This is a genomic window from Methanogenium marinum, from assembly GCF_028912405.1.
In the GTDB taxonomy this organism is placed as follows: domain Archaea; phylum Halobacteriota; class Methanomicrobia; order Methanomicrobiales; family Methanomicrobiaceae; genus Methanogenium; species Methanogenium marinum.
Window position 1 is genome coordinate 2,068,812 of sequence record NZ_JAKELO010000002.1, and the last position, 20,437, is coordinate 2,089,248.

The following is a 20,437-nucleotide window of genomic DNA, read 5'->3' on the forward strand; positions in this document are numbered from 1 at the left end:
GCCCCCTCTCCCGATAGTGGGTTTTGCAGCACTGTGATGAGGATGGGAATATCAGGAGAGTTGTTATGGAAATTCCATTTGTCAAATTACAGGGTAATGGTAACGATTTTGTGCTTGTCGATGAAATGGGAGGATTGGTCATCCCTGATGAAATGAAGGGCGAATTTTCCCGATTTTACTGTGACAGACGCTTTGGTGTTGGTGCGGATGGTGTTCTTTTTTTGTCTCCCTCTGATTCCTGTGATGTACGGATGCGTCTCTTCCAGCCGGATGAGAGCGAGGCTGCGATGTGCGGTAATGGCATCCGCTGCCTTGCCAAATATGTTTATGATTCAGATATTACCGGTGAAGAATGCACTGTTGAGACACAGGCAGGGGTAATGGCAGTTACCATGTCTTACAATGCTGAGGGTGGATTTACGGCAACAATTGACATGGGTCCTGCAAAATTTTCTTCATCTGAAATCCCCGCCAAAGGAGAGGGTGACTTCAGTATGGAATATAACGGACTCACTGTTTATGCGGCAAACACGGGTGTTCCACATGCGGTTGTCTTTGTCGATGATGTTGCAGCAGTAAATATCACTGAAGTGGCACCCGGTATCCGTTCACACCCGGTATTTCCGGAAGGTGCCAATGTAAATTTCGTCCAGTGTGACGGTACAGACAGTATCACCATACGAACATTTGAGCGCGGTGTGGAGGATGAAACCTATTCGTGCGGCACCGGTTCAACAGCATCGGCAGCTGTGGCGCATCATCTTGGAAAGATGCCTTCTACAGTCCACGTGCAGACGCAGGGTGGACCGTTGACAATAAAAATGAACAAAACGGTGACGATGGAAGGTCCGGCAGTTACTGTATTTGGGGGATTTATTCCTCTCTGAACCCTTTTTCTTCAATAGTAAATGTTATTTCGGCTCCTTCGGGGCGAGATCGGTGTTTTTCGAGAATTGCACGCCTTTTTGAATCATTTCTTTCAAACCGTACAATTATCTTTGACATATGGTGCATGCTGGTACCGCCAAGACCACGAAGATTGTCAGTTCGGATGTCGGTAAATACCTGATTGGTAATAATCACCGGGATATCATACCGACGTGCATACCCCAGGAGCATAATGAGTTCACGTGCCAGGCGTTTCTGTGGTTCTCCGGATGGGCCGTTTTCGGTCCTGTACAGTGCGGTTGCAGAATCCAGGACAATCAGGCCAATGTTATTTCTGTCTGCTAAGAGGCGGGCACATTCTGCAATTGCATGATCCTGCCCGGTGAAGTCTGCGGGTTCATACAGCATGAGGCGCTCTGCAAGTGACTCAGCCTCATCAACTCCTGCAAGCTGGCAGAACCGGTCAATGGAGAACCCTTCGGTATCAATGTAGATGACATCTTCTCCATTGCGCAGAGTAGCAATTGACGCTGCCATTGCAGCCGTGCTCTTTCCTGAAGCAGGTTCTCCATAAAACTGGATGATAATGCGAGTCTCAAGCCCGCCGCCTATCAGACTGTCCAGGCAGGGGATGCCTGTGCTCTTCTGTTTCAGTGTTACCATTATCTTTCTTCACCCCGGAGTTCTCTCCAGCGTTTTTCTTCGGCACGGCGTGTAACGTCACGCAACGGCACCTGTGCGGCTTTTGCTGCCTGCCGTGCCACTTCATACTCAGCCTTGCATGAAACCGGTTCAGTTCCAATCCAGCCGGTTTTAACGGGTATGGAAACAGTTCCGGATCCGAGAGTGATTTCAACCGGTTCCACAGTCCGAGTAATGAAACTCCGGTGAACAGAAGGAATACACCGGACGCCGAGTGTACCCATTTCTTCTGTCATAATGCGGGTTAAATCTCCTGCCATTGCATGGGAGCAGATGACCCGGATCAGAGTGCCGGGACGCCCTTTCTTCATAATCAAAGGTATTGCAGATGCGTCCCGGGCACCGGCATCCATCAGGCGTTCGATAGTGTAAGCGATGACCTCTGCTGTCGTATCATCCACGTTTGTTTCGAGGATGTCGATGGTATCTGCTTCTTTCTCTGTCCCTGATTCGCAGACTGATACCCGTAATACATTTGGCATATGTGATGGATTGCGTGTGCCGGCACCATACCCAACAGCGGTGACATGCCCGGTGTCGGTATTTATTTCATCTGTCTCTGTTGCCATGAATTCGGCAAGGAGGGCTGCCCCGGTTGGGGTGCAAAGTTCACGTTCTTCATTCGTATAGCGAATGGGGAGGTGCCCTTTTCTGAGGATTGCAAGGGTTGCCGGAGCTGGGAGCGGGTAGATGCCATGGGCACTTTTTATCGTTCCTGTTCCAAGAGCAACTGCTGAAGTCCTGACTGCGTCGGGTGAAAGAGAGAGGAATGCTGTGCACGCACCGATGACATCTGCGATGGCATCGTCAGCTCCCACTTCGTGGAAATGAGTGTGGGCACCGTGTATCTCTTCTTCAGCATCTCTGATGCGGGTAAATACCCTCACGGCCATCTCTTTTACTTCATGAGGAGCATCAGCACCGGTAACAATGTCACAAACTTCGTGAAAAGTGCGCGATGTGGGACCCGCATGTGTTTCAATTCGGAGTGCACGGATACTGCATCTTTCAACTGATGTAAATGAAGGGGAGGCGACAACCGATGCCATAGCATGGGTAACTGCATCCCTGTCGGCGCCGCATTCAAGCAGCGCACCTGTCACCATATCACCGGCTGCGCCGGAAAAAGGGTCAAAACAGAGCACTCTCATAGATACAGTACTTATACCCCAAGAGGGTATATGAAGGTAGGTGACCATTGGCCATGTTACTGAATGTTGAGAGTGCATATCCTGAGGATCGGGGTCTTGGGAGATGCAGACTGGATCCTGCGACGATGAACGTCCTGAGACTTGTCCCGGGAGATCTTGTGTGGCTTACCGGGTCACGCATGACGGTTGCAAAAGTCTGGCGGATGCTTGCCGATGACTGGGATCAGGGAAAAGTAAAGATAGATAATTTCACCCGTTCAAATGCCGGTGTAAGCAGTGGAGACAAAATTGAGGTGGCGAAAGTGGAGACTGAGACTGATGCATCCCGTGTCATTCTTGCGCCACCGGAAGACCTCTCAAATCAGCCTCCCATTAATTTTAATCAGGCAATGCTGCGCCTGCTTGGCTATCCTGTGGCAAAAGGAGATACAGTGCCAGTACTGGCCGGTCTTCCGTTTATGCAGCAGCAACTCATCCCATTCCGTCTTGTGACAGTTGAACCGGAAGATGCTGTAATAATCACAAAGGATACCATCATTGAGTTTTCAGAGAAACCTGCGTCAGGATTTGATGGATTCAGTGAAATCAGTTATGAGGATGTCGGCGGTCTGAAAAATGAGCTGAAAAATGTTCGGGAGACCATTGAACTTCCCATGCGACATCCGGAACTGTTTCGGAAACTTGGCATCGAACCGCCGAAAGGTGTACTCCTGTATGGTCCTCCCGGTACTGGAAAAACCCTGATTGCAAAGGCTGTTGCGAATGAAAGCGGGGCACATTTCATCTCAATTGCGGGTCCTGAAGTTCTTTCAAAATATTATGGTGAAACAGAACAGCGTCTTCGTGAGATTTTTGAAGAGGCAGAGTCCAATGCACCATCCGTTATCTTCATCGATGAACTGGATTCGATTGCTCCGCGCCGTGAGGATGTGACTGGTGAAGTTGAACGCCGGATGGTTGCTCAGCTCCTCACCATGATGGATGGTCTGGAGGAGCGGGGACAGGTGCTTGTGATTGGAGCAACGAACCGTCTGGAGGCCATCGACCCTGCACTCCGGAGACCCGGGAGGTTTGACCGGGAGATTGAGATTGGCGTTCCTGATGAAACGGGACGTCTTGAGATCCTGAAAATCCATACACACGGTATGCCGCTTGAAGGAGAGGTGCACAGGATCTATATGGAAGAAGCCCTGGGTGATATTCCAGAAGAATTACGTGAAGATGCAGATAAGCGGTATGAATTTGCGGTTGAAGAGATTGAAAGTCAACGGGCACGCCTCCTGGTGGATCTTTCTTCCCGCACCAACGGGTTTGTCGGTGCTGATCTGCAGTCGCTCGCAAGAGAGGCAGCAATGCGTGCGCTCCGGAGGTATCTACCTGAAATTGACCTGGAAAAGGATGAAATCTCTCCCGAACTTCTGAAGAAGATGGAGGTGACGTCACGTGACTTTGCCGATGCACTCCGGGAAGTTAATCCCAGTGCTATGCGTGAGGTGCTTATTGAGATGCCGCATGTGGCCTGGGACGACATTGGGGGTGCAGAACGTGAGATCGAGGAGGTACGTGAAGCAGTTGAGTATCCACTGACAAAACCTGAACAGTTCCTGAATCTGGGCATTGATCCTCCGAATGGTGTGCTTCTGTATGGTCCGCCTGGCACAGGAAAGACCCTGATTGCAAAGGCAGTGGCAACGGAAAGCGGAGCGAATTTCATTCCGGTTCGTGGGCCACAACTGCTGTCAAAGTGGGTCGGCGAGAGTGAACGTGCAGTACGCGAAGTTTTCCGGAGGGCGCGCCAGGTTGCCCCGTCCATCATATTTTTTGATGAACTGGATGCCATTGCACCTGCACGTTCTGGTCAGGACAATCATGTGATCGAAAGTGTTGTTAATCAGATTCTGACCGAATTTGACGGTCTGGAGGATATGACAGGGGTTGTGGTGATGGGGGCAACCAACCGGCCGGATATTATCGATCCGGCTCTGATGCGTGCCGGAAGATTTGACCGTCTTGTTGCAGTGCATGAGCCGGATACAAAAGGGCGTTTTCAGATCCTTTCCATTCACTCCCGGGGTATCCCGATTGAAAATTCAGCAGTGGAGATTTTGGTGAACGGAACCGCATCCTATGATGAGGGTGGTATTGAGGCACTCTTTGGGACAGCTGTCGAAGCACACCGAAAAGAGGGATTTGATCTGGTGCAGGTGACTGCAGATGAAATACTGGCAACTGAAATATCGGATATCAATGTCAGTGACGACATCCTTTCACTCGGAAGAAGGCGGCGTGCAGTGGCCCGTCTGATAGAAGAGCACAAAATAAAACTGGAAGATCCGGAACGGGATGCACTTCTCCGGGAAATTGCCGGAAAAGCAGAAAATTATGTGGGTTCTGATCTGAACCTGCTCTGCCGTGAGGCTGCTATGTTTGCGATGCGGGATGGTGCCGGAGCAGTGGGGATGCAGCACTTTGAGAAGGCACTTATGAAAGTCCGCCCGATGATGAATGAGCGTGTGCGCGAACAGTATGACCGTATTCAGCAGTATTTCAAGGGTGGCCTTCCCCAGCAGATGCAGGTCCATCTACCTGAATACCAATAATGTATCTCGGAAATATATATCCCGGAAATATATGTCTCAGAAATGGTTGTTCTTTTTCATAGAACAGCGTCTGAAACATATGTTTCACTCCACTTTTTCAAACCAGTATGGTTATCCTTTGATGTATACAATAATACACTGTAGATCATCTGAGGTTTCGTGAATGCCTAACTGTACCACATTTCTTGACGTTAATGTCCGTTTGGGAGACAAACCTGCCCTGATTCATCCGTCATCAGGGACTGAATATAGCTTTTGTGAACTCCTGAAACGGGTATGCAGATTATCATCGTGCTTAATTGCCCGGGGAATTGTTGCTGGTGACCGTGTGGGAATTTACCTGCCCCCTTCCCCTGAATATCTCTTCTGGTACTTTGCAATATGGCGGATGGGTGGTGTAGCAGTCCCACTCAATAATGTGCTCCGGGCAGAGGAAGTCGCTTATTTGATGGAAGATTCCGGTGCTGTCTGCATTATTACCGATGTGTCCGGAAATGCAGAGATTGAACCTGTTGTTCGTTTGGGGAGAATCACGGCTGATGTGGTAACAATTGGCATTCCCTCATTCGAGGAGGAATGTAACTCTGTTCCGCTTATTTCCCGTGCCCATAATTGCAGACCGGATGATCTCTGTCAGCTCCAGTATACATCCGGCACAACAGGAAAGCAGAAGGGGGCGATGCTCACCCATGGAAACTGGATGGCAGCGATGGACAATGAACGCGAAGTGCTTGGGTATCGTGAAGATGATGTGTATCTGGGTATATATCCGATGGCCCATGTCGGTGTTTCCTGGGGTATTTCAGCACTGCGTGCCGGTGCTACCTGGGTCATTATGGATCGTTTCTCCCTTGATGAGTATATCCGCCTCACAGAGACATATCAGGCCACTGTTATCGCAGGCATGCCACCCGTCATTCACTCTCTTCTGCGTACCCCCCCGGGAACAGAGGAGAGGATGCAGTCAGCACGGGAGATGATAAGCGGTGGCGGGCCCCTTCATCCCAGTATCTGGAAGGAATTTTTTTCACGGTTTGCAATACCAATAGTCAATGCATACGGTCTTTCAGAGACAATTGTTGTGGGCACAGGTACTGCCATCCGCCCTGAGGACTATGCGTCTGCAGATGAGTTCAGAAGTGTTGGTATGCCGATTGGGTTTACTGAAGTGAAGATTGTAAACACTGAAGATGCGTCTGCTGAGTGTGAAACAGGTGTGATTGGTGAAATTGCACTGAGAGGTCCTGCGGTTGCGTCCGGATACTGGGGGATGGAAGAAGAGACCCGGGCAGTGTTCCTCCCTGATGGGTGGTTTTTAACAGGAGACATAGGGTATATCTCAGAAGACGGGATGCTTGCAATAACAGACCGGAAAAAAGATATGATTGTAATGTCAGGCTGGAAAATATATCCAACTGAGGTGGAGAAGGTGCTGATTGAACATCCGTCGGTCGATGATGTGGCAGTCTTTGGGGTGCCGGACATTCATCGGGGTGAAATCCCTTATGCAGCAGTTTTACTTCTCCCCGGTGCATCTCTCTCCCTGTCAGGCCTGCAGGAATATGCCCGTGAACGCCTGGCAGGGTATAAAGTGCCACGGGAGATGGTTATTGTTAATGAGCTTCCCCGGGTTGGAGGATGGAAATTGCTGAGGCGGGAACTTCGTGAGATATATGGGCCCGGATGAAATTCACCGTTCCGGAATGAAATGAAAAAGTCCGGGTTGACTTATAGCATAGCTTAAATAATTTTGAATCTCTTATTTTTTGTAAATGCCTGTGGATATTGAAGAGATTGAAATCATTGGTCATAAAAAGATATCAACAGGTATCATTGGTCTGGATTATCAATTGGGGGGTGGATTTCCTGAAGGTTCCATTATAATCATTCAGGGATCCGCTGTTTCGGGAATTGAAAAGATTGCTGAACAGTTCTGGAAAGCAGATGTTGAGACGACCGGTGGCGATGACAGCTGGTATCTTATTTCAGACAGCAGTCCGTCTGTCGGTATGACGCCGGTGGACACGGGGGAGATGGGTGATGCTCTCTCAGAGATGCCCGGGAAACGGTATGTGGTTGATTCACTCTCCAGTGTTATACGTAAGGAGGGTGTTGATGCCGCAATTTCGCTTATTATAAATAGTGGGGGGATGATCACACAGGACGGAGGGGCTATCCTGTTTTTGCTATATGATGGTGTTCATCGACCAGAAGATGAGATTGCGGTTATCCGGTATGCGGATGTATATATTCATCTCATTGACGAGCGTCACGGAAATGAGATTGAACGAAAAATGGAGATTGGAAAAATTAAAAATGCGAATGTGCCAAGCCGCCTTTTCCCGTATAATATCACAGAAGAAGGAATTGATCTTTCAACAACGGCACGCGTTGTCTGAATGAAAAATATCTCAGAGTTCTTCCCTGCACTGGTGTGCGGCAAGAACCAGATGTTCCAGTTTTTTATATGCACCTTCGCGGGAATGCATCCGCAGACCGCAGTCAGGATCCAGAAGCATAATTTCCGGACCGAAGATGTCAATTCCTTTTGTGATGCGATCCACAATTACTGCAGTACTCTCGACTTCCTGATCTGCTGAGTCCACACATCCAAATCCGATCTTCTTTCCTTTCAGGTCTGAGCGGGAGAGGACATCTACGTTATCCGGGTTGTTTGCAAATTCAAAGTCAAGGATGTCAACCGGAAACCGAAGAATGTCATCGATACATCCTCTGATATTTCCACAGACATGCATGCAGGATGGAACGGTCAGATTTTTGGTGATGACACTCACTGCTTCGCGTGCAACAGTCAAATCTGCAGTCCCGGTGGAAAGAATGGGTTCATCCAGCTGGAGGATGGTGACCCCCGCATCTGAAAGATACCGTGCTTCCTGTGCCAGTGCATGCGCCAAGTCAGGGATCAGTTCATTTCTGTCCCGGTATACCGGTGTCTTCAGTGCAAGACCATGGGCAAGGGTTGTTGGTCCGGTGAGGATACCTTTTACTGCCGGATGCCGTGATAAGGCATATTTCACTCCGGGGAGGGTAATCGGTTTTCCTGCCGGATGAATCTGTCCGGTGACATTCTGTCCCTTCACGCCCGGCAGAAAGTCAGCAACGAGGGCAATCATATCCCTGCCGACCTGACCGTCTGATATGATATCAATCCCTGCAGATATCTGGTCGGATACTGCAGTGTCACGGGCAGGTTTGAGTGGGTCAAACAGGGCCCGGAGGCCGCCTGACCCGACTGCAGGATAACTCCCGACAACAGTTGTCGGGAGTATTTGTTCTGGCATCATGGAGTTACGCGGTGACGGTCACGTGGGAAGAGAACTGCTTCCCTGATGTTTTGCAGACCCAACATTGTCATGATGAGCCGGTCCATACCAAGACCCCAGCCTGCATGTGGAGGCATTCCATACCTGAATGGCTGGAGATAGAATGAAAAACCTTCAGGTGATAGACCTTTTGCTGCAATCTGGGTGAGCAGGAGGTCATGTTCATGTATTCTCTGTGCTCCGCTGGAAAGTTCCATTCTCGGGTGCATCAGGTCAAATGCCTTGCAGACTGTGGGATTATCCTCATAGGGCATAGCATAATATGGTTTGATTTCTGTGGGCCAGTCGGTGATGAAGTAGTGTACTCCCATCTCTTCTCCGATTGCCCGTTCGGCAGCGGTTGAGAGATCATCTCCGTAGCTTATGTCTTCATCAATGGAGAGTGCTGCGATGTCAATGGCCTCAGCATAGGTTATGCGGGGGAAGGGAGTTTCCGGGATAGCTAATTCAATTTCGAGAGCCTCTAATGCCGGTCCACATGTTTCTGTGACTGCGGTATATGCCCGGACAATTACCCGTTCCAGAAGGTCCATCACATCGTGGTGGTCTGCAAATGAGATTTCCACATCAATGGATGTAGCCTCGTTAAGATGCCGGGTTGTGTTGTGCTCCTCGGCCCGGAATATCGGGGCGATTTCAAATACTTTTTCAAACCCTGCTGCCATCATCATCTGTTTGTAGAGCTGAGGACTCTGGTTTAAAAATGCCTCTTTTTCAAAGTATGCAAGCGGGAAGAGTTCTGTCCCTCCTTCTGTTGCCGCTGCAACGATCTTTGATGTGGTAATGTTTGTGAACCCTTCTTCAAAGAGGAGATTATTTATTGCATGGGTGACGGCGCTTCTGATCTGAAATATTGCAGCAACACGGGGACGCCGTGCATCAAGATAGCGGTTATCAAGGCGTGTGTCAATTTCTGCCGGGACTTTTTCGGAGACATCCAGTGGCAGCGGACTCTCCGCGCGTGAAATTATTTCAAAGGTATCTGGTATCAGTTCACGACCGCCTGGGGCTTTTTCTGTTGCCTTTATGGTGCCGGTTACGCGGACAACTGATTCACGTGATGCCTCTTTTGCAGCAGCAACCACGGCTTCTGGTGCCTTCTTTTTTACGATTGTGACCTGAAGAAATCCTGTTCTGTCACGAAGAATGTAAAATGCAAGGCCTCCGAGATCACGGACTTCATTGATCCATCCGATAACAACTGCTCGTTCAGTTTCTGGTGTTACGTCCTTTATTGGTATTCTCATAGTCAAATCTGGTATACTATCTGTCGTTAAAGAGTAAGGTATTTTTCTCCCGGTGTGAATTGAGGGCTTTCAACAATACAAAGGTTAATCAGCCCTCTATGATAGAAAATCATTGATTAAAGAGATGTTTTCTATAATTCTTGTTGCAACAGATGGCTCTTCTGAATCTATGGGTGCCGTACGCGCTGCGGCAGAGGAAGCATTGCGACATAATGCGAGTCTGCATACGATATGTGTTACAAATCCGGGTGCGGTGCAATCCATGTTCGTGAGTCCACAGACAGATGCTATAAATGTGAATTATGAACTGGTAACCGAATTTCTTGCTGAAGAGGCAAAGAAAGCACTTGAAGAAGCAGAAAAAGAGGCAGAGAGTCTTGGTCTGTCTGTAACACCACACCCGGTGTGGGGAGATCCGAGAGAAGAGATTCTCCGCTGTGCAGAAGAAATAGGTGCAGACTGCATTTTTGTGGGATCAACCGGGAAGACAGGTATTGAAGAGCTTTTGCTGGGCAGCGTAAGTTCCTCGGTTGTGACACATGCCCGGGTAAATACTATGGTTATCCGTGTTGAAGAGAAGGAATAACTGAGATGGGTTTCTTCAGGCGGTCCGGACAATCACTTGAACAATGCATAGAGAAGCATGAATACCAGTGTATTGTTCAAATTTCCCTGAAAGGGACGGGTGATAGCGCCGCAGCGGTAAATGCTCTTTTATTTTTTGGTACGAGTGAAACTCAGTCTCTTGCTGATGTATTTGATAGTCTGAATGAACGTGATATGATGGATGTGGCGCGGGCTATTGTGCAGTCCGGGGGACCATGTCATCCGGCTGTTCTTGCGCTTGCCAGATCTGCTGGTAATGGATTTGGACGCTCACTTGGTCGTGCTGTCATGCGCTGTGGTGAAGATGCCTTTGATGTTCTGGTGGCCCACACTGGTGGTGAAGATCAGAATGCACGACTGGGGGCTATCTGTCTGCTTGGGTTTATTGGAAAAACCGGTATCCCGGTTTTAAAAGGGATTTTATATCGTGCAGATGGAGAAGATCAGCGCACAGCAGCCAGGTGCCTTCAGCGTCTTGAATGGACACCGGAAAAACCTGAGGAAAAACCGATGTTTTTCTTTTTGTGTGACGACTGGGAGGAGCTTGTTCGGCTAAAAGAACGGGCACTCCCCCTTTTGTTTTCTCTGGTAAAGAAGGATGATCCAACTCTCAGAAGGAATGCTATACGGGCGATGGGGAAAATTGGCGACGGTCGGGTTGTATCTGTCATTATGCCTTATGTGGATGACTGTGACCCGGAAGTCCGTATTGCAGCCGTCACTGCACTCGTCCGGTATGATACTCCTGAGATAGAACGGTGCCTTGTGGGTGCCCTGAACCATACTGATTCACAGATTCGTATTGATGCGGCACATGCACTGAAACGAAAAGGCTGGAGTCCCCGGACAGAAGGTGAACAGATCCGGTATACAATTGCCTGTGGGAACTGGGATGCAGTTATCAGGCTTGGAGATCGGCTTATTCCGGATCTCATACGGATTGTGCGTTCTGGTGATAATGAATGGATGGGTGCAGTATATGCCCTTGCAGGACTGGGTCCTGATGCGGCACAGGAACTGCAGATTATTCTGCCGTCACTTCCGGATTCGCAGCAGCAGGAGATTGTCAGTGTCTTTAGGACAGTTGTAGAAAAAAACCGAATAAAACGTGAAAATCTTCAAAAAGAGCAAAAATTAGAGTTGCAGAAGCAGGAAGATGAGAGAAATAAGAAATTAAAAGAGAAAGAATCCAAGGGCCCCTCAGATAAAGAGATATGGGATGCTCAGAAACGGGTTATGGAAGGATTTAAGTGGCTGAGACTGCAAAAAGTCGCCACCGAACAGATATATGCGATAATCAGTGAGGGCGTGGAAGTCCATAATATATCTTTTGAAATGGCGGTTGCGGCCCTGTCATCGAAGGACGAAGCCATCCGCGCTGCAGCAATAGATGTCCTTTCAATGAAAGGAGAACGCGCCAATCCGTATATCATGAAGGCTGCCTATGACGCAAGTTCGATTGTACGGAGCGCAGTTGCAGATTCAATTGGATTCACTGCACAGGCATCAATGATGAAGGTGCTCTCCCTTCTTTCGAAGGATCTTGTCGTTGATGTGCGTCTTGCCACAGTCAGGGCCCTTCAGATGATGAATAACGAGCGTGCGTTCCCGTACATTGTAAATCTCTTCTCCGATGAGGATGCAATGGTCCGTGATGCTGCAGCACATGCAGCGGCAACATATGGGCGGTTTGGTCTTCCTGTTCTTCTCAGGTCACTTCAGGTGGAGGACTCCGAAATCCGTATTGCTGCGGCAGCGGCTCTGGGCGAGATATGCGATATTCGTTCACTGCCATTTCTTTTGCCTCACCTGGGTGAACCTGATCAAAGGGTGAGGGATGTAATACGGGCAGCGATTGTGCAGCATGATTATCGGGCCATAGAGCCACTGCAGGAGTTTATTGAGGAAGCTGATGGTGATGCAAAGAATGCTGCTCTTCTGGCCCTATATGAGATTAATCCGGATCTTGCAGGAGAGAAAGGTGTAGGCAGTCAGATTTTTGAAGAAGCGTTAGCAGTTACTGATAGTAGTGGTACGACCCCTGTTTCTTCTGTCCGTTCATTCCTTTCTGGAAAGAAAAAGGGTGTCTCTGGCAAAGGAGAAGTGAAAACGGCAGATGCAGGGCCTGCATCCGATGCACCGGGATATGATGAAATATCCGGAGGTACGTTTGACTCACAGAATGTACATCTGGATTCCCGCACCTGTGAGGAACTGGTGCTTCGTATTGAGGAAGGGGAAGAGTCTCTCTCCTCTGCTCTTCTGGTTGATCTGTATGACGATAAGAGCAGTCTGAAAACGGATCTTATCTCTGCAATGAAGGGAAGTGACCGGGAGTTTGCGATGCATGCTGCGACCCTTCTCTCAAAGATTGGCTGGTCACCTGATGGTAGTGGGGAAGAGACACTCTTTTTGCTTGCTACCGGTAATATTGCTGAACTGAAAAAGGGTGGTGACAGTACCGCCCAAATTCTTTCAGGAATGGTGCAGACGATGCCTCCTTCTGTGCAGAATACCATTGTTGATGTACTCTCCGGTATCCGTGGGAAGGATGGTGTTATCGGTCTGGCTCAGATTGTGTCTGGTGATTCCGGTGCAATCTCTGATGCAGCAGCAGAATCGCTTTTGGAGATGGATGTGGATGTAGTGCCTTTCATTCGTGAATTTGCTGCATCAAAGGATGGTGTAGGGAAACGTCGTCTCCTGAAAATCATCCGGAAAATTGAAGGAGGACAATAATTTGGGGTCAAAAAAAAGATGCATACAAAAATTACGTTCCGGATCTGTGTATGCAGGTCTGCTTTTGATTGTGTGCTGGTTTTGTATACTTCCCGGAGCCGCTTTTACCGTTACTGCCGGTCCTTCCCTTGAGCCGGATGAACAGGCAGTACTGGGGGACACGGTTTCTGCGGATATAGAAATTATCTATGACGTTTCTTCGATGAGTGAGTATATTACAGCGTATACTGATCTTGGGTCTGCATCGTGGGATGCGGTTATCATTGAAGATGGCCGTGAGATGCCTCTTGGTTCCCGGAGTGGTCGGTATCTGACGGTAACCGGTTTTGAGTTGTATAATCCGGGTTCGTCAGTAACGAAACTGCAGGTTCACCTTGAAGGGGTTGTGCCCGATTACCTGGCTGGTTCCGGTGTGGCAGAAGTTCTCTCTCTTGGACACATTGCCGGGGATGGTTCAACCATTCTTGATTCTGTCTCTAAAAATATTACCATCATTGATCTGGCGGAAGTGGATGCAATGCGGACAGAAACAGAGAATGATCTCTTCCGTTTTGAAGAAGAGATCAATGCTGCATATCGTGCAGGAACTGACACATCGGCAGCAGAAGAGGTAGCAGCTGATGTCCGTGATCTTATTGAAGCCTCCCGTGAGATGGATATACAGAGTGCTTATACTGCTCTTTCAAAAGCACAGATTCTCCTCACTGCTGAATGGACAACACTTACCGACTCTGTAACACAGGACTATTTCCTGGATGCCCGTGAGATGATAGCAGCGATTGAACCTGCGATAGCAGAGTACGAAAATGCCGGCGGGGTTGATGAACAGGGAATTCTCATTGTTCTCTCATACCGTGATAACGCTGAGATGCTTCTTGTCCTGGCAGAAGAGAAAAAGACCTCCGGGGATGATGCCGGTGCACAGCAGTATGCAGAAGATGCCTATAAAAAAGCCGATGAGGCAATGGTATATCTTGCGGATATGTATACGGAGGCAGGACTGACACTGAGGGGCTACACACCTGGTGTAACCAGCTCCCGTTCTTCTTTGGATGTAACTTCAGTTCCTGCCACTCAGACATTATCGCTGCCGGATTTCATGGATTCCGGGGGGGAAGATGGCTTTGGCGGGATTGATGTCGGAGGAACCATTACATTTTTCCAGGTCATTATTGACGGATTCTGGAGTTTTGCTGATATAATCCAGAATGTATCTGAAGCATTCTCCGGAATTGGGAATTAATGGCACAAAAAAAATAGGAACCGAATTATTTCACTCTTTTTTCAGACCTTCTGCAAGTGCCATTATGTCCCATGCGACTGACTCTCGCCGGGTGCGTGAACCCATCCTTGTGTCAACATGGAGGGCACCATCAAAGGCGAGAGGGTCACGGGCATCCATGAGATAAAGGTCGGTGAACTGGTCATAGGCAGGACATTCGGCTACGGCGTCCGGGGTATATGCTCTCATTTCAGGTGTCGTGCTCCGTTCTCCGGTAAATGGGACAAATGAAATGACGGGGACCTCTTTGAGGGCTTCCACGATTCCTCTGCACATTAATGCAGGCATGATGCCAGTGACCGGCCTGCCGGGTCCGATGATCACAACATCACTGTTACGGATTGTTTCAATCGATTCTGTGCTTGCATGAGGGATACTGTCTGGCGGGGCATGAATTGCACATGCATGAGTGTCATCACTATATGTGGTCCTGTATCGGGTGAGGGGCATTCGTCCGGACGGGGTGGTAACGGACCATCCGCCGATAGTCTCGGAGGCCGGGAGAATGTGTGCCATAATTCCATATGTCTGGTTGATGGCAATGGTCACATCAGTAAGGCATTCTTTTTTGAGTCTCTCTGCCCGGGAGATGTGCAGGGCACGTTCCTGGTCTCCCACTGGTTGTGGCTCTTCTGTTCCGAGGCGTATGAGGGCACGATGTGTTGTACAGGTATCTCCCTGGATGCCATGCCATGTTTTGGTGTTGAGGATGCCTGCAAAGAGAAATGTCAGCGTGTCAAGATCGCGGGCAAAACAGCCGCATGGTGATTCTTCTGCATCTGCAGCAGTTGTGATGACAGAAATTGCTGAATCATCCATGAATGAACGGAATCCTTCAATGAGGCGGGCAGATTTTCTCCCGGCTGATATGAAGGTGATCATGCTACTCCGGATATATTTTCCATGTCAGGCGAGGGGAGATCCGGCAAAAGAGTGTATCTTTCATCGAAATCCCCGATGACATAGAGTGAATAGGTGCGCAAAAACGTCACAAACGGGACACTTGCCATCAGTCCGCAGAAGGTAACGAGTGCAAGATATACTGCGAACAGAAGTCCCATTGCAGCCAGAGATATGTTTTGTGGCCCGCCTGCGGCGATAAGGATTCCCATCAGGGGAATGCCTGCTCCAATCCCCACGACTACCATCACAAGGGAGAGGATGATACTGACGCAGATGGCGAGGATGAGTTTCATAATAATATAGATTGCTGCCTCCGTTTTTTCCGTGCTAAAAAGATGCAGGCACTGTTGCCATCCTGCAATAACACCACACCGGTCGATGTTCATGATGGGTACAACAAAATCCGTTGTCAGCATCAGGATGATGAGATAGGGAACGAGGAGGATGAACATCAGTATGGCAAATATCAGAATTGTTCCTGCCAGTGCGGGATCCGAATTTATGGTGCCCAGAAGGGGAGCAAACAGGAGATACGCAAGTATCAGACATATGCCAAAGAAGAGCGCTGAGAGAAAAAAAAGAAATGCAAAATACTGGATGCCGGGCCCGGTACTTTCACGGAAGTATGTTCGTATCCGAATATTCCCTGCACCCAGTGCTTTAACAAATATAAACTGGAATATCCCGTTCAAAAGGAGATAAACGAGGCCAATGCAGAGAAGAATGCCTGCAATTAAAAGCAGGGATGAGAGAAGGGCATCATTGTTCTGTGGGATAAAAGAACTGAGATATTGACCGTCTCCACTATTTTCCGGTGAAAGAGTGCCTGATGAAAACTGTGCGCCACCTGCTGCACCTCCTACAAAGAGGGCAATGAGTGCCAGACGAAGCCAGATTCCAAAGTCAAACGGAATGAGAATGGATTTTGTCATGGCAACAGCTCGATCAATCTCACGAAATGCGAAGTGTTCCTGTGTCATGAATTCCTGTAGTCTATCTTTCCGTGTCAATGATTTGCTGAATGCTTTCTGCAAGTGCCAGGGTAACTTCTTTGTCTGTCATGAGGGTGTCGAGACGGACAGCCCCTTCTATTGCGACAGGGTCACGGATGTCCTGAACAAATATATTTGTGAATTCCCGGTAGAGATCAAAGGTTGCCTGCCCGTTAGGTGCCATGCCCCAGGCCATCATCAGTTCTGCAGCAGGCCCGCTCACTGGCGCATCACCAATAAACGGGCTTATCACTATTACAAACTGTTCTTTGAGCGCGTCTTTTACTCCGTCACATTCAAGAATTGGTGAGATACTGGTCACAGGATTTGATGGTCCGATGATAACTGCATCAGCATCACGGATTGCCTTTAATACCTGTTCTGTTGCTTTGGGTATTTCGCTGCATCTCCGGATAACGGCGTCAACAGGGATACCTCCCTTTTGGCCAACCCAGTATTCCTGGAAGTGCATCTCCGTGCCATCGCTCTGGATACACGTTGTCACTTCAGTGTCACACATGGGGAGAATTGTTGCATCACACTGAAGATGGGAAGATAGATGGCGGGTTGCTTCTGTGAGGGATATTCCCGCGCGGAGCATCTCTGCACGTGCAATGTTGACTGCGCGGTCCTTATCCCCAAGGGTAACCGGTTCAGGATACCCTATCTTCTCCAGGAAATCACTGGTGACTGTGGTATCATCTTCAATACCCCACCACCGATTGGTGTCAAGGAGGTTTGCAAAGAGATACATTACGGTATCAAGGTCTGGTGAGAGGTGACTGCCGGAGAACCACATGTCCTCTGCTGTGTTTACAACGACTGTCATATCATGGTCTCCTATGAGTGTCCGGAAACCCTGCATAAGTTTCGGGGTACCGGTTCCGCCGGAAAGGAACGTTATCATGTATGACACAATAGTTTTATCACTAAATATATGTTGATTCTTAACCGGAAGCAGAGATGAAGACAATAAAAGACCCTGTACACGGTCATGTCCGTGTATCTGATGACCTCCTCCCCCTTCTGGATGCTCCCCATGTTCAACGCCTGCGGTATGTACGGCAGCTTGGGTTTTCCCATCTGGTATATCCTGGTGCAAATCATTCACGGTTTGAACATTCTGTCGGGACGATGTATCTGGCAGGCAGCATGGCCCGCGAACTTGGTTTAGATGCTGATGACTGTCTTCTCACAGAAGCGGCTGCGCTTCTTCATGATATTGGGCATGGACCATTTTCACATGCAACAGAACCGTTGCTTACTGAATTCTGTGGGAGAGGGCATGATGACATAGCACCCCTGCTGATTGAGGATCTGGCCCCCATACTTTCCGGAGCAGGATTAGATCCGAATGAGATTGCGGCGATGGTGAACGGCACCCACCGATATGCGGGAATCATACATGGAGATCTCGATGTTGACCGGATGGATTACCTGATGCGCGATGCACATTACACCGGCGTGCCATACGGGACGGTAGATCCTGATCGGTTGATTCACAGTATTGCAATAAATGATGAATATGGCTTGTATCTCCGGGAAAGCGGGATCCATTCCGCAGAGTCTCTGCTTCTTGCACGGACACTCATGCGTCCCTCTGTGTATTATCATCATGTGTCACGGATTGCAGAGTCAATGATTCTGTTAGCAGGTCTGGAGCATGCCACTGCAGTGGGAGAGGGGGCATACCATGAAATGGTGCGGATGAATGATTTTTCCTTTATTGCTGCGCTTCTTTCCTCACCTTCAGATGAAGCTGTTACCCTGACACAACGAATTCTTGACCGCCATCTCTACAAACGTGCAATCTATGTGGGTCAGGACCAGGTCAATGCAGAGGGATACCGTCAGGGGATCTCAGTTGTTCGGTCACGTGAAATTGCAGGAGAGATCGCTGCAGAGGCAGGGGTTGATGTGACCACTGTTCTTGTGGACATTCCGGCCTTTCCATCCGAGATGCGGATGGGTGTCAGGGTTGAGGACCATTATGATCTAAAATCCCTTGAAGAAATCTCTCCCCTGCTGACGGCTTTGAATAAAGCCCGGAGAGGGCAGTGGCGTCTGGGAATCTATACCCTGCCCGGGCAGCAAAATGCTGTTGCGGATGCAGCAGGCAGGATATTGTCGATCAAAAAGCCAACTAAGCAGGACAGACTAATACTATAGGCAGGCCGTTGAAAGATGAATAAAAAATTTGTTGTGGCAGTTACCGGTGCAAGCGGGATGGTGTATGCACGACGCCTTCTGGACGTTCTCCAGGATAAAGCGGAAGTGCATCTTATTATCTCGGATATTGCACACAAAATTGCAGAGTTTGAAGGAGTGGATTTTTCCGGGTTTGATGTTGTCTATGCGGACAATGACAATATGTTCGCCGATCTTGCAAGTGGGTCTTTCCGGTATGACGGGATGGTAATCATCCCATGCAGCATGAAGACACTTGCTGCCATTGCATCCGGATTTTCGGATAATCTGATTACCCGAACCGCGGATGTCTGCCTGAAAGAGGGGAGAAAATGTATTCTGATGCCGCGTGAGATGCCTCTCTCCCGGATTCACCTGAAGAATATGCTCACCCTTGATGAGGCAGGGGCAACCATCATGGTCATCAGCCCGGCATTTTACACACGGCCGCAGTCTATTGAGGATCTTATAGATATGGTGGTGGCCCGCGTTCTTGATCATCTGAATATTGACCATACACTAAGCAAACGATGGAGTGGTGAATACTAATGCGAAATTTTATTGAAAAAATGCGGGAAGAAGGCCGGGTCATTGATATTGAAGATCCCTGTTCAACAGTATTTGAAGCCCCTAAACGGGCCTGTGAGACTGATGATCTGCTCTTCTTCCATAAACTGGACGGCGACAAAAAGGGTGTGATGAATGTGACTGCATCACGTGCGTCATTATCCTGTGCACTGGGAATTCCTGAACCTGATATAGTTCCACACCTGGCAGCAACCGGACAGAATGGAGAGGTTACGGAAGGATCCCGCCTGAAGATGGGCACACCTGATTTGAGTGTCCTTCCGGTGATGAAACATTTTCCCCTTGACGCAGGGAGATACCTGACGTCAGCGGTTGTTTTTTCGCAATATGGTGGTGTGGAGAATGCATCTATTCACCGCATGCAGGTCGTAGATAATAATCGGCTTGCGGCCCGGTTGGTGGAAGGGAGGCATACGCACTCTCTTCTTCAGGATGCGCTTGCAGATGGTGAACGCCTGCCGGTTGCAATAACCATCGGTACGCATCCGGCGGTGACCTTTGCATCATGCACCAGAGTGCCACAGGGAAAGGAGATGCAATATGCTGCAGAACTCCTGGGAGGCGAAATTGAACTGAATACCTGTTCACATGGTGTGCGTGTCCCGGATGCTGAGATTGTTCTGGAAGGGTATATTGGCAGTGAAACCACCGAAGAAGGTCCTTTTGTGGATATCACTGGCACCTATGATCCTGTCAGGCAGGGCCCGGTCATTGAACTGACTGGGATGCATATGAAGTATGATGCCATCTATCATGGGATTCTTCCTGCAGGGAATGAGCACAAAATCCTGATGGGTATGCCCTATGAACCAAAAATTTTCCAGGCGGTTGCCGGAGTGACCCGGGTGAGAAATGTGGTTCTCACAACCGGTGGATGTGGGTATCTGCACGGTATTGTCCAGATTAAAAAGAGCACGCAGGGTGATGCCAAAAATGCAATCATGGCGGCTTTTGCTGCTCATACATCCCTGAAACATGTTGTCGTGGTTGACGAGGACATCAATCCGTTCTGCATGGAAGATGTGGAGTATGCCATTGCAACCCGCGTGCGTGCGGATCGCGATGTGATGATTATAGAAGGAGTCCGTGGTTCCTCTCTTGACCCCTGCCGTATTGGTGACGGGACCAATGTGAAGATGGGAATTGACGCAACAATGGTCATGGGCGAAGAAGAGAAGTTTATCAGAGCTGAATGGGACTAATATATA

At 49.0% G+C, this 20,437-nt stretch carries 17 protein-coding genes; 10 read left to right on the top strand and 7 right to left on the bottom strand.

The annotated features are described in order from the left end of the window. The first annotated feature begins 65 nt into the window (after positions 1-65). Complete coding sequence (gene dapF, locus L0665_RS10305) at positions 66-887, top strand: diaminopimelate epimerase (RefSeq protein ID WP_274925598.1); 822 nt, start codon at positions 66-68, stop codon at positions 885-887. Here dapF and radB read toward each other — a convergent pair. Continuing rightward, positions 874-1,551 carry a DNA repair and recombination protein RadB gene (radB, locus tag L0665_RS10310; protein WP_274925599.1) on the bottom strand — a complete coding sequence of 226 codons (678 nt, stop codon included), beginning with the start codon at positions 1,549-1,551 and terminating at the stop codon, positions 874-876. The two genes, dapF and radB, sit on opposite strands and share 14 nt — an antisense overlap. Continuing rightward, a complete protein-coding gene (larC, locus tag L0665_RS10315) occupies positions 1,551-2,741 on the bottom strand; it encodes a nickel pincer cofactor biosynthesis protein LarC (protein ID WP_274925600.1) in 1,191 nt (396 codons plus the stop codon). The genes radB and larC overlap by 1 nt, the downstream gene beginning before the upstream one ends. 53 nt (positions 2,742-2,794) lie before the next feature. On the opposite strand from larC, the gene L0665_RS10320 reads away from it, so the two are divergent. The 3 genes from L0665_RS10320 (at position 2,795) to L0665_RS10330 (ending at position 7,740) form a co-directional block, all read left to right on the top strand. Beyond that, the gene (locus L0665_RS10320; RefSeq protein WP_274925601.1) at positions 2,795-5,341 is read left to right on the top strand and encodes a CDC48 family AAA ATPase; all 2,547 of its coding nucleotides are present in this window, start codon (positions 2,795-2,797) and stop codon (positions 5,339-5,341) included. 163 nt (positions 5,342-5,504) lie between these two features. Further along, complete coding sequence (locus L0665_RS10325; protein WP_274925602.1) at positions 5,505-7,028, top strand: class I adenylate-forming enzyme family protein; 1,524 nt, start codon at positions 5,505-5,507, stop codon at positions 7,026-7,028. Positions 7,029-7,113: 85 nt separating this feature from the next. Next, complete coding sequence (locus tag L0665_RS10330) at positions 7,114-7,740, top strand: RAD55 family ATPase (protein ID WP_274925603.1); 627 nt, start codon at positions 7,114-7,116, stop codon at positions 7,738-7,740. A 12-nt stretch (positions 7,741-7,752) separates the two neighbouring features. Here L0665_RS10330 and L0665_RS10335 read toward each other — a convergent pair whose 3' ends face one another. Together L0665_RS10335 and aspS are read right to left on the bottom strand one after the other, a co-directional pair. Next, on the bottom strand, positions 7,753-8,646 hold the full coding sequence (locus L0665_RS10335) for a methionine synthase (RefSeq protein ID WP_338036436.1): 894 nt from the start codon (positions 8,644-8,646) through the stop codon (positions 7,753-7,755). Continuing rightward, the gene (gene aspS / locus L0665_RS10340) at positions 8,643-9,932 is read right to left on the bottom strand and encodes an aspartate--tRNA(Asn) ligase (protein WP_274925604.1); all 1,290 of its coding nucleotides are present in this window, start codon (positions 9,930-9,932) and stop codon (positions 8,643-8,645) included. The genes L0665_RS10335 and aspS overlap by 4 nt, the downstream gene beginning before the upstream one ends. Before the next feature lie 124 nt (positions 9,933-10,056). Here aspS and L0665_RS10345 point away from each other — a divergent pair, with 124 nt between their 5' ends. The 3 genes from L0665_RS10345 to L0665_RS10355 all read left to right on the top strand — a co-directional run bounded on the left by L0665_RS10345 (position 10,057) and on the right by L0665_RS10355 (position 14,520). Next, a complete protein-coding gene (locus L0665_RS10345; protein ID WP_274925605.1) occupies positions 10,057-10,518 on the top strand; it encodes a universal stress protein in 462 nt (153 codons plus the stop codon). 5 nt (positions 10,519-10,523) lie between these two features. Then, on the top strand, positions 10,524-13,277 hold the full coding sequence (locus L0665_RS10350) for a HEAT repeat domain-containing protein (protein WP_274925606.1): 2,754 nt from the start codon (positions 10,524-10,526) through the stop codon (positions 13,275-13,277). A gap of 70 nt (positions 13,278-13,347) precedes the next feature. After that, positions 13,348-14,520 carry a hypothetical protein gene (locus L0665_RS10355; RefSeq protein ID WP_274925607.1) on the top strand — a complete coding sequence of 391 codons (1,173 nt, stop codon included), beginning with the start codon at positions 13,348-13,350 and terminating at the stop codon, positions 14,518-14,520. A gap of 30 nt (positions 14,521-14,550) precedes the next feature. On the opposite strand, the gene L0665_RS10360 is transcribed toward L0665_RS10355, so the two are convergent. The 3 genes from L0665_RS10360 to cofD are packed head-to-tail and all read right to left on the bottom strand — an operon-like array spanning position 14,551 to position 17,361. Next, the gene (locus L0665_RS10360; RefSeq protein WP_274925608.1) at positions 14,551-15,441 is read right to left on the bottom strand and encodes a 2-phospho-L-lactate transferase CofD family protein; all 891 of its coding nucleotides are present in this window, start codon (positions 15,439-15,441) and stop codon (positions 14,551-14,553) included. After that, positions 15,438-16,442 carry a DUF7544 domain-containing protein gene (locus L0665_RS10365; RefSeq protein ID WP_274925609.1) on the bottom strand — a complete coding sequence of 335 codons (1,005 nt, stop codon included), beginning with the start codon at positions 16,440-16,442 and terminating at the stop codon, positions 15,438-15,440. The genes L0665_RS10360 and L0665_RS10365 overlap by 4 nt, the downstream gene beginning before the upstream one ends. Positions 16,443-16,455: 13 nt before the next feature. After that, positions 16,456-17,361 carry a 2-phospho-L-lactate transferase gene (gene cofD / locus L0665_RS10370; RefSeq protein WP_274925610.1) on the bottom strand — a complete coding sequence of 302 codons (906 nt, stop codon included), beginning with the start codon at positions 17,359-17,361 and terminating at the stop codon, positions 16,456-16,458. A 56-nt stretch (positions 17,362-17,417) separates the two neighbouring features. On the opposite strand from cofD, the gene L0665_RS10375 reads away from it, so the two are divergent. The 3 genes from L0665_RS10375 to L0665_RS10385 are packed head-to-tail and all read left to right on the top strand — an operon-like array spanning position 17,418 to position 20,431. Further along, positions 17,418-18,623 carry an HD domain-containing protein gene (locus L0665_RS10375; protein ID WP_274925611.1) on the top strand — a complete coding sequence of 402 codons (1,206 nt, stop codon included), beginning with the start codon at positions 17,418-17,420 and terminating at the stop codon, positions 18,621-18,623. A 15-nt stretch (positions 18,624-18,638) separates the two neighbouring features. Continuing rightward, complete coding sequence (locus L0665_RS10380) at positions 18,639-19,190, top strand: UbiX family flavin prenyltransferase (RefSeq protein WP_274925612.1); 552 nt, start codon at positions 18,639-18,641, stop codon at positions 19,188-19,190. Beyond that, positions 19,190-20,431 carry a UbiD family decarboxylase gene (locus tag L0665_RS10385; protein WP_274925613.1) on the top strand — a complete coding sequence of 414 codons (1,242 nt, stop codon included), beginning with the start codon at positions 19,190-19,192 and terminating at the stop codon, positions 20,429-20,431. The genes L0665_RS10380 and L0665_RS10385 overlap by 1 nt, the downstream gene beginning before the upstream one ends. Positions 20,432-20,437 lie beyond the last annotated feature (6 nt).

Excerpts from the sequence above, each read along its gene's own strand:
- L0665_RS10350 (WP_274925606.1), top strand. The coding sequence starts at position 10,524 with ATGGGTTTCTTCAGGCGGTCCGGACAATCACTTGAACAATGCATAGAG.
- cofD (WP_274925610.1), bottom strand. The coding sequence starts at position 17,361 with ATGATAACGTTCCTTTCCGGCGGAACCGGTACCCCGAAACTTATGCAG.
- larC (WP_274925600.1), bottom strand. The coding sequence starts at position 2,741 with ATGAGAGTGCTCTGTTTTGACCCTTTTTCCGGCGCAGCCGGTGATATG.
- radB (WP_274925599.1), bottom strand. The coding sequence starts at position 1,551 with ATGGTAACACTGAAACAGAAGAGCACAGGCATCCCCTGCCTGGACAGT.
- L0665_RS10360 (WP_274925608.1), bottom strand. The coding sequence starts at position 15,441 with ATGATCACCTTCATATCAGCCGGGAGAAAATCTGCCCGCCTCATTGAA.
- dapF (WP_274925598.1), top strand. The coding sequence starts at position 66 with ATGGAAATTCCATTTGTCAAATTACAGGGTAATGGTAACGATTTTGTG.
- L0665_RS10345 (WP_274925605.1), top strand. The coding sequence starts at position 10,057 with ATGTTTTCTATAATTCTTGTTGCAACAGATGGCTCTTCTGAATCTATG.
- L0665_RS10375 (WP_274925611.1), top strand. The coding sequence starts at position 17,418 with ATGAAGACAATAAAAGACCCTGTACACGGTCATGTCCGTGTATCTGAT.
- L0665_RS10365 (WP_274925609.1), bottom strand. The coding sequence starts at position 16,442 with ATGACACAGGAACACTTCGCATTTCGTGAGATTGATCGAGCTGTTGCC.
- aspS (WP_274925604.1), bottom strand. The coding sequence starts at position 9,932 with ATGAGAATACCAATAAAGGACGTAACACCAGAAACTGAACGAGCAGTT.
- L0665_RS10330 (WP_274925603.1), top strand. The coding sequence starts at position 7,114 with ATGCCTGTGGATATTGAAGAGATTGAAATCATTGGTCATAAAAAGATA.
- L0665_RS10325 (WP_274925602.1), top strand. The coding sequence starts at position 5,505 with ATGCCTAACTGTACCACATTTCTTGACGTTAATGTCCGTTTGGGAGAC.
- L0665_RS10320 (WP_274925601.1), top strand. The coding sequence starts at position 2,795 with ATGTTACTGAATGTTGAGAGTGCATATCCTGAGGATCGGGGTCTTGGG.
- L0665_RS10385 (WP_274925613.1), top strand. The coding sequence starts at position 19,190 with ATGCGAAATTTTATTGAAAAAATGCGGGAAGAAGGCCGGGTCATTGAT.
- L0665_RS10335 (WP_338036436.1), bottom strand. The coding sequence starts at position 8,646 with ATGATGCCAGAACAAATACTCCCGACAACTGTTGTCGGGAGTTATCCT.
- L0665_RS10380 (WP_274925612.1), top strand. The coding sequence starts at position 18,639 with ATGAATAAAAAATTTGTTGTGGCAGTTACCGGTGCAAGCGGGATGGTG.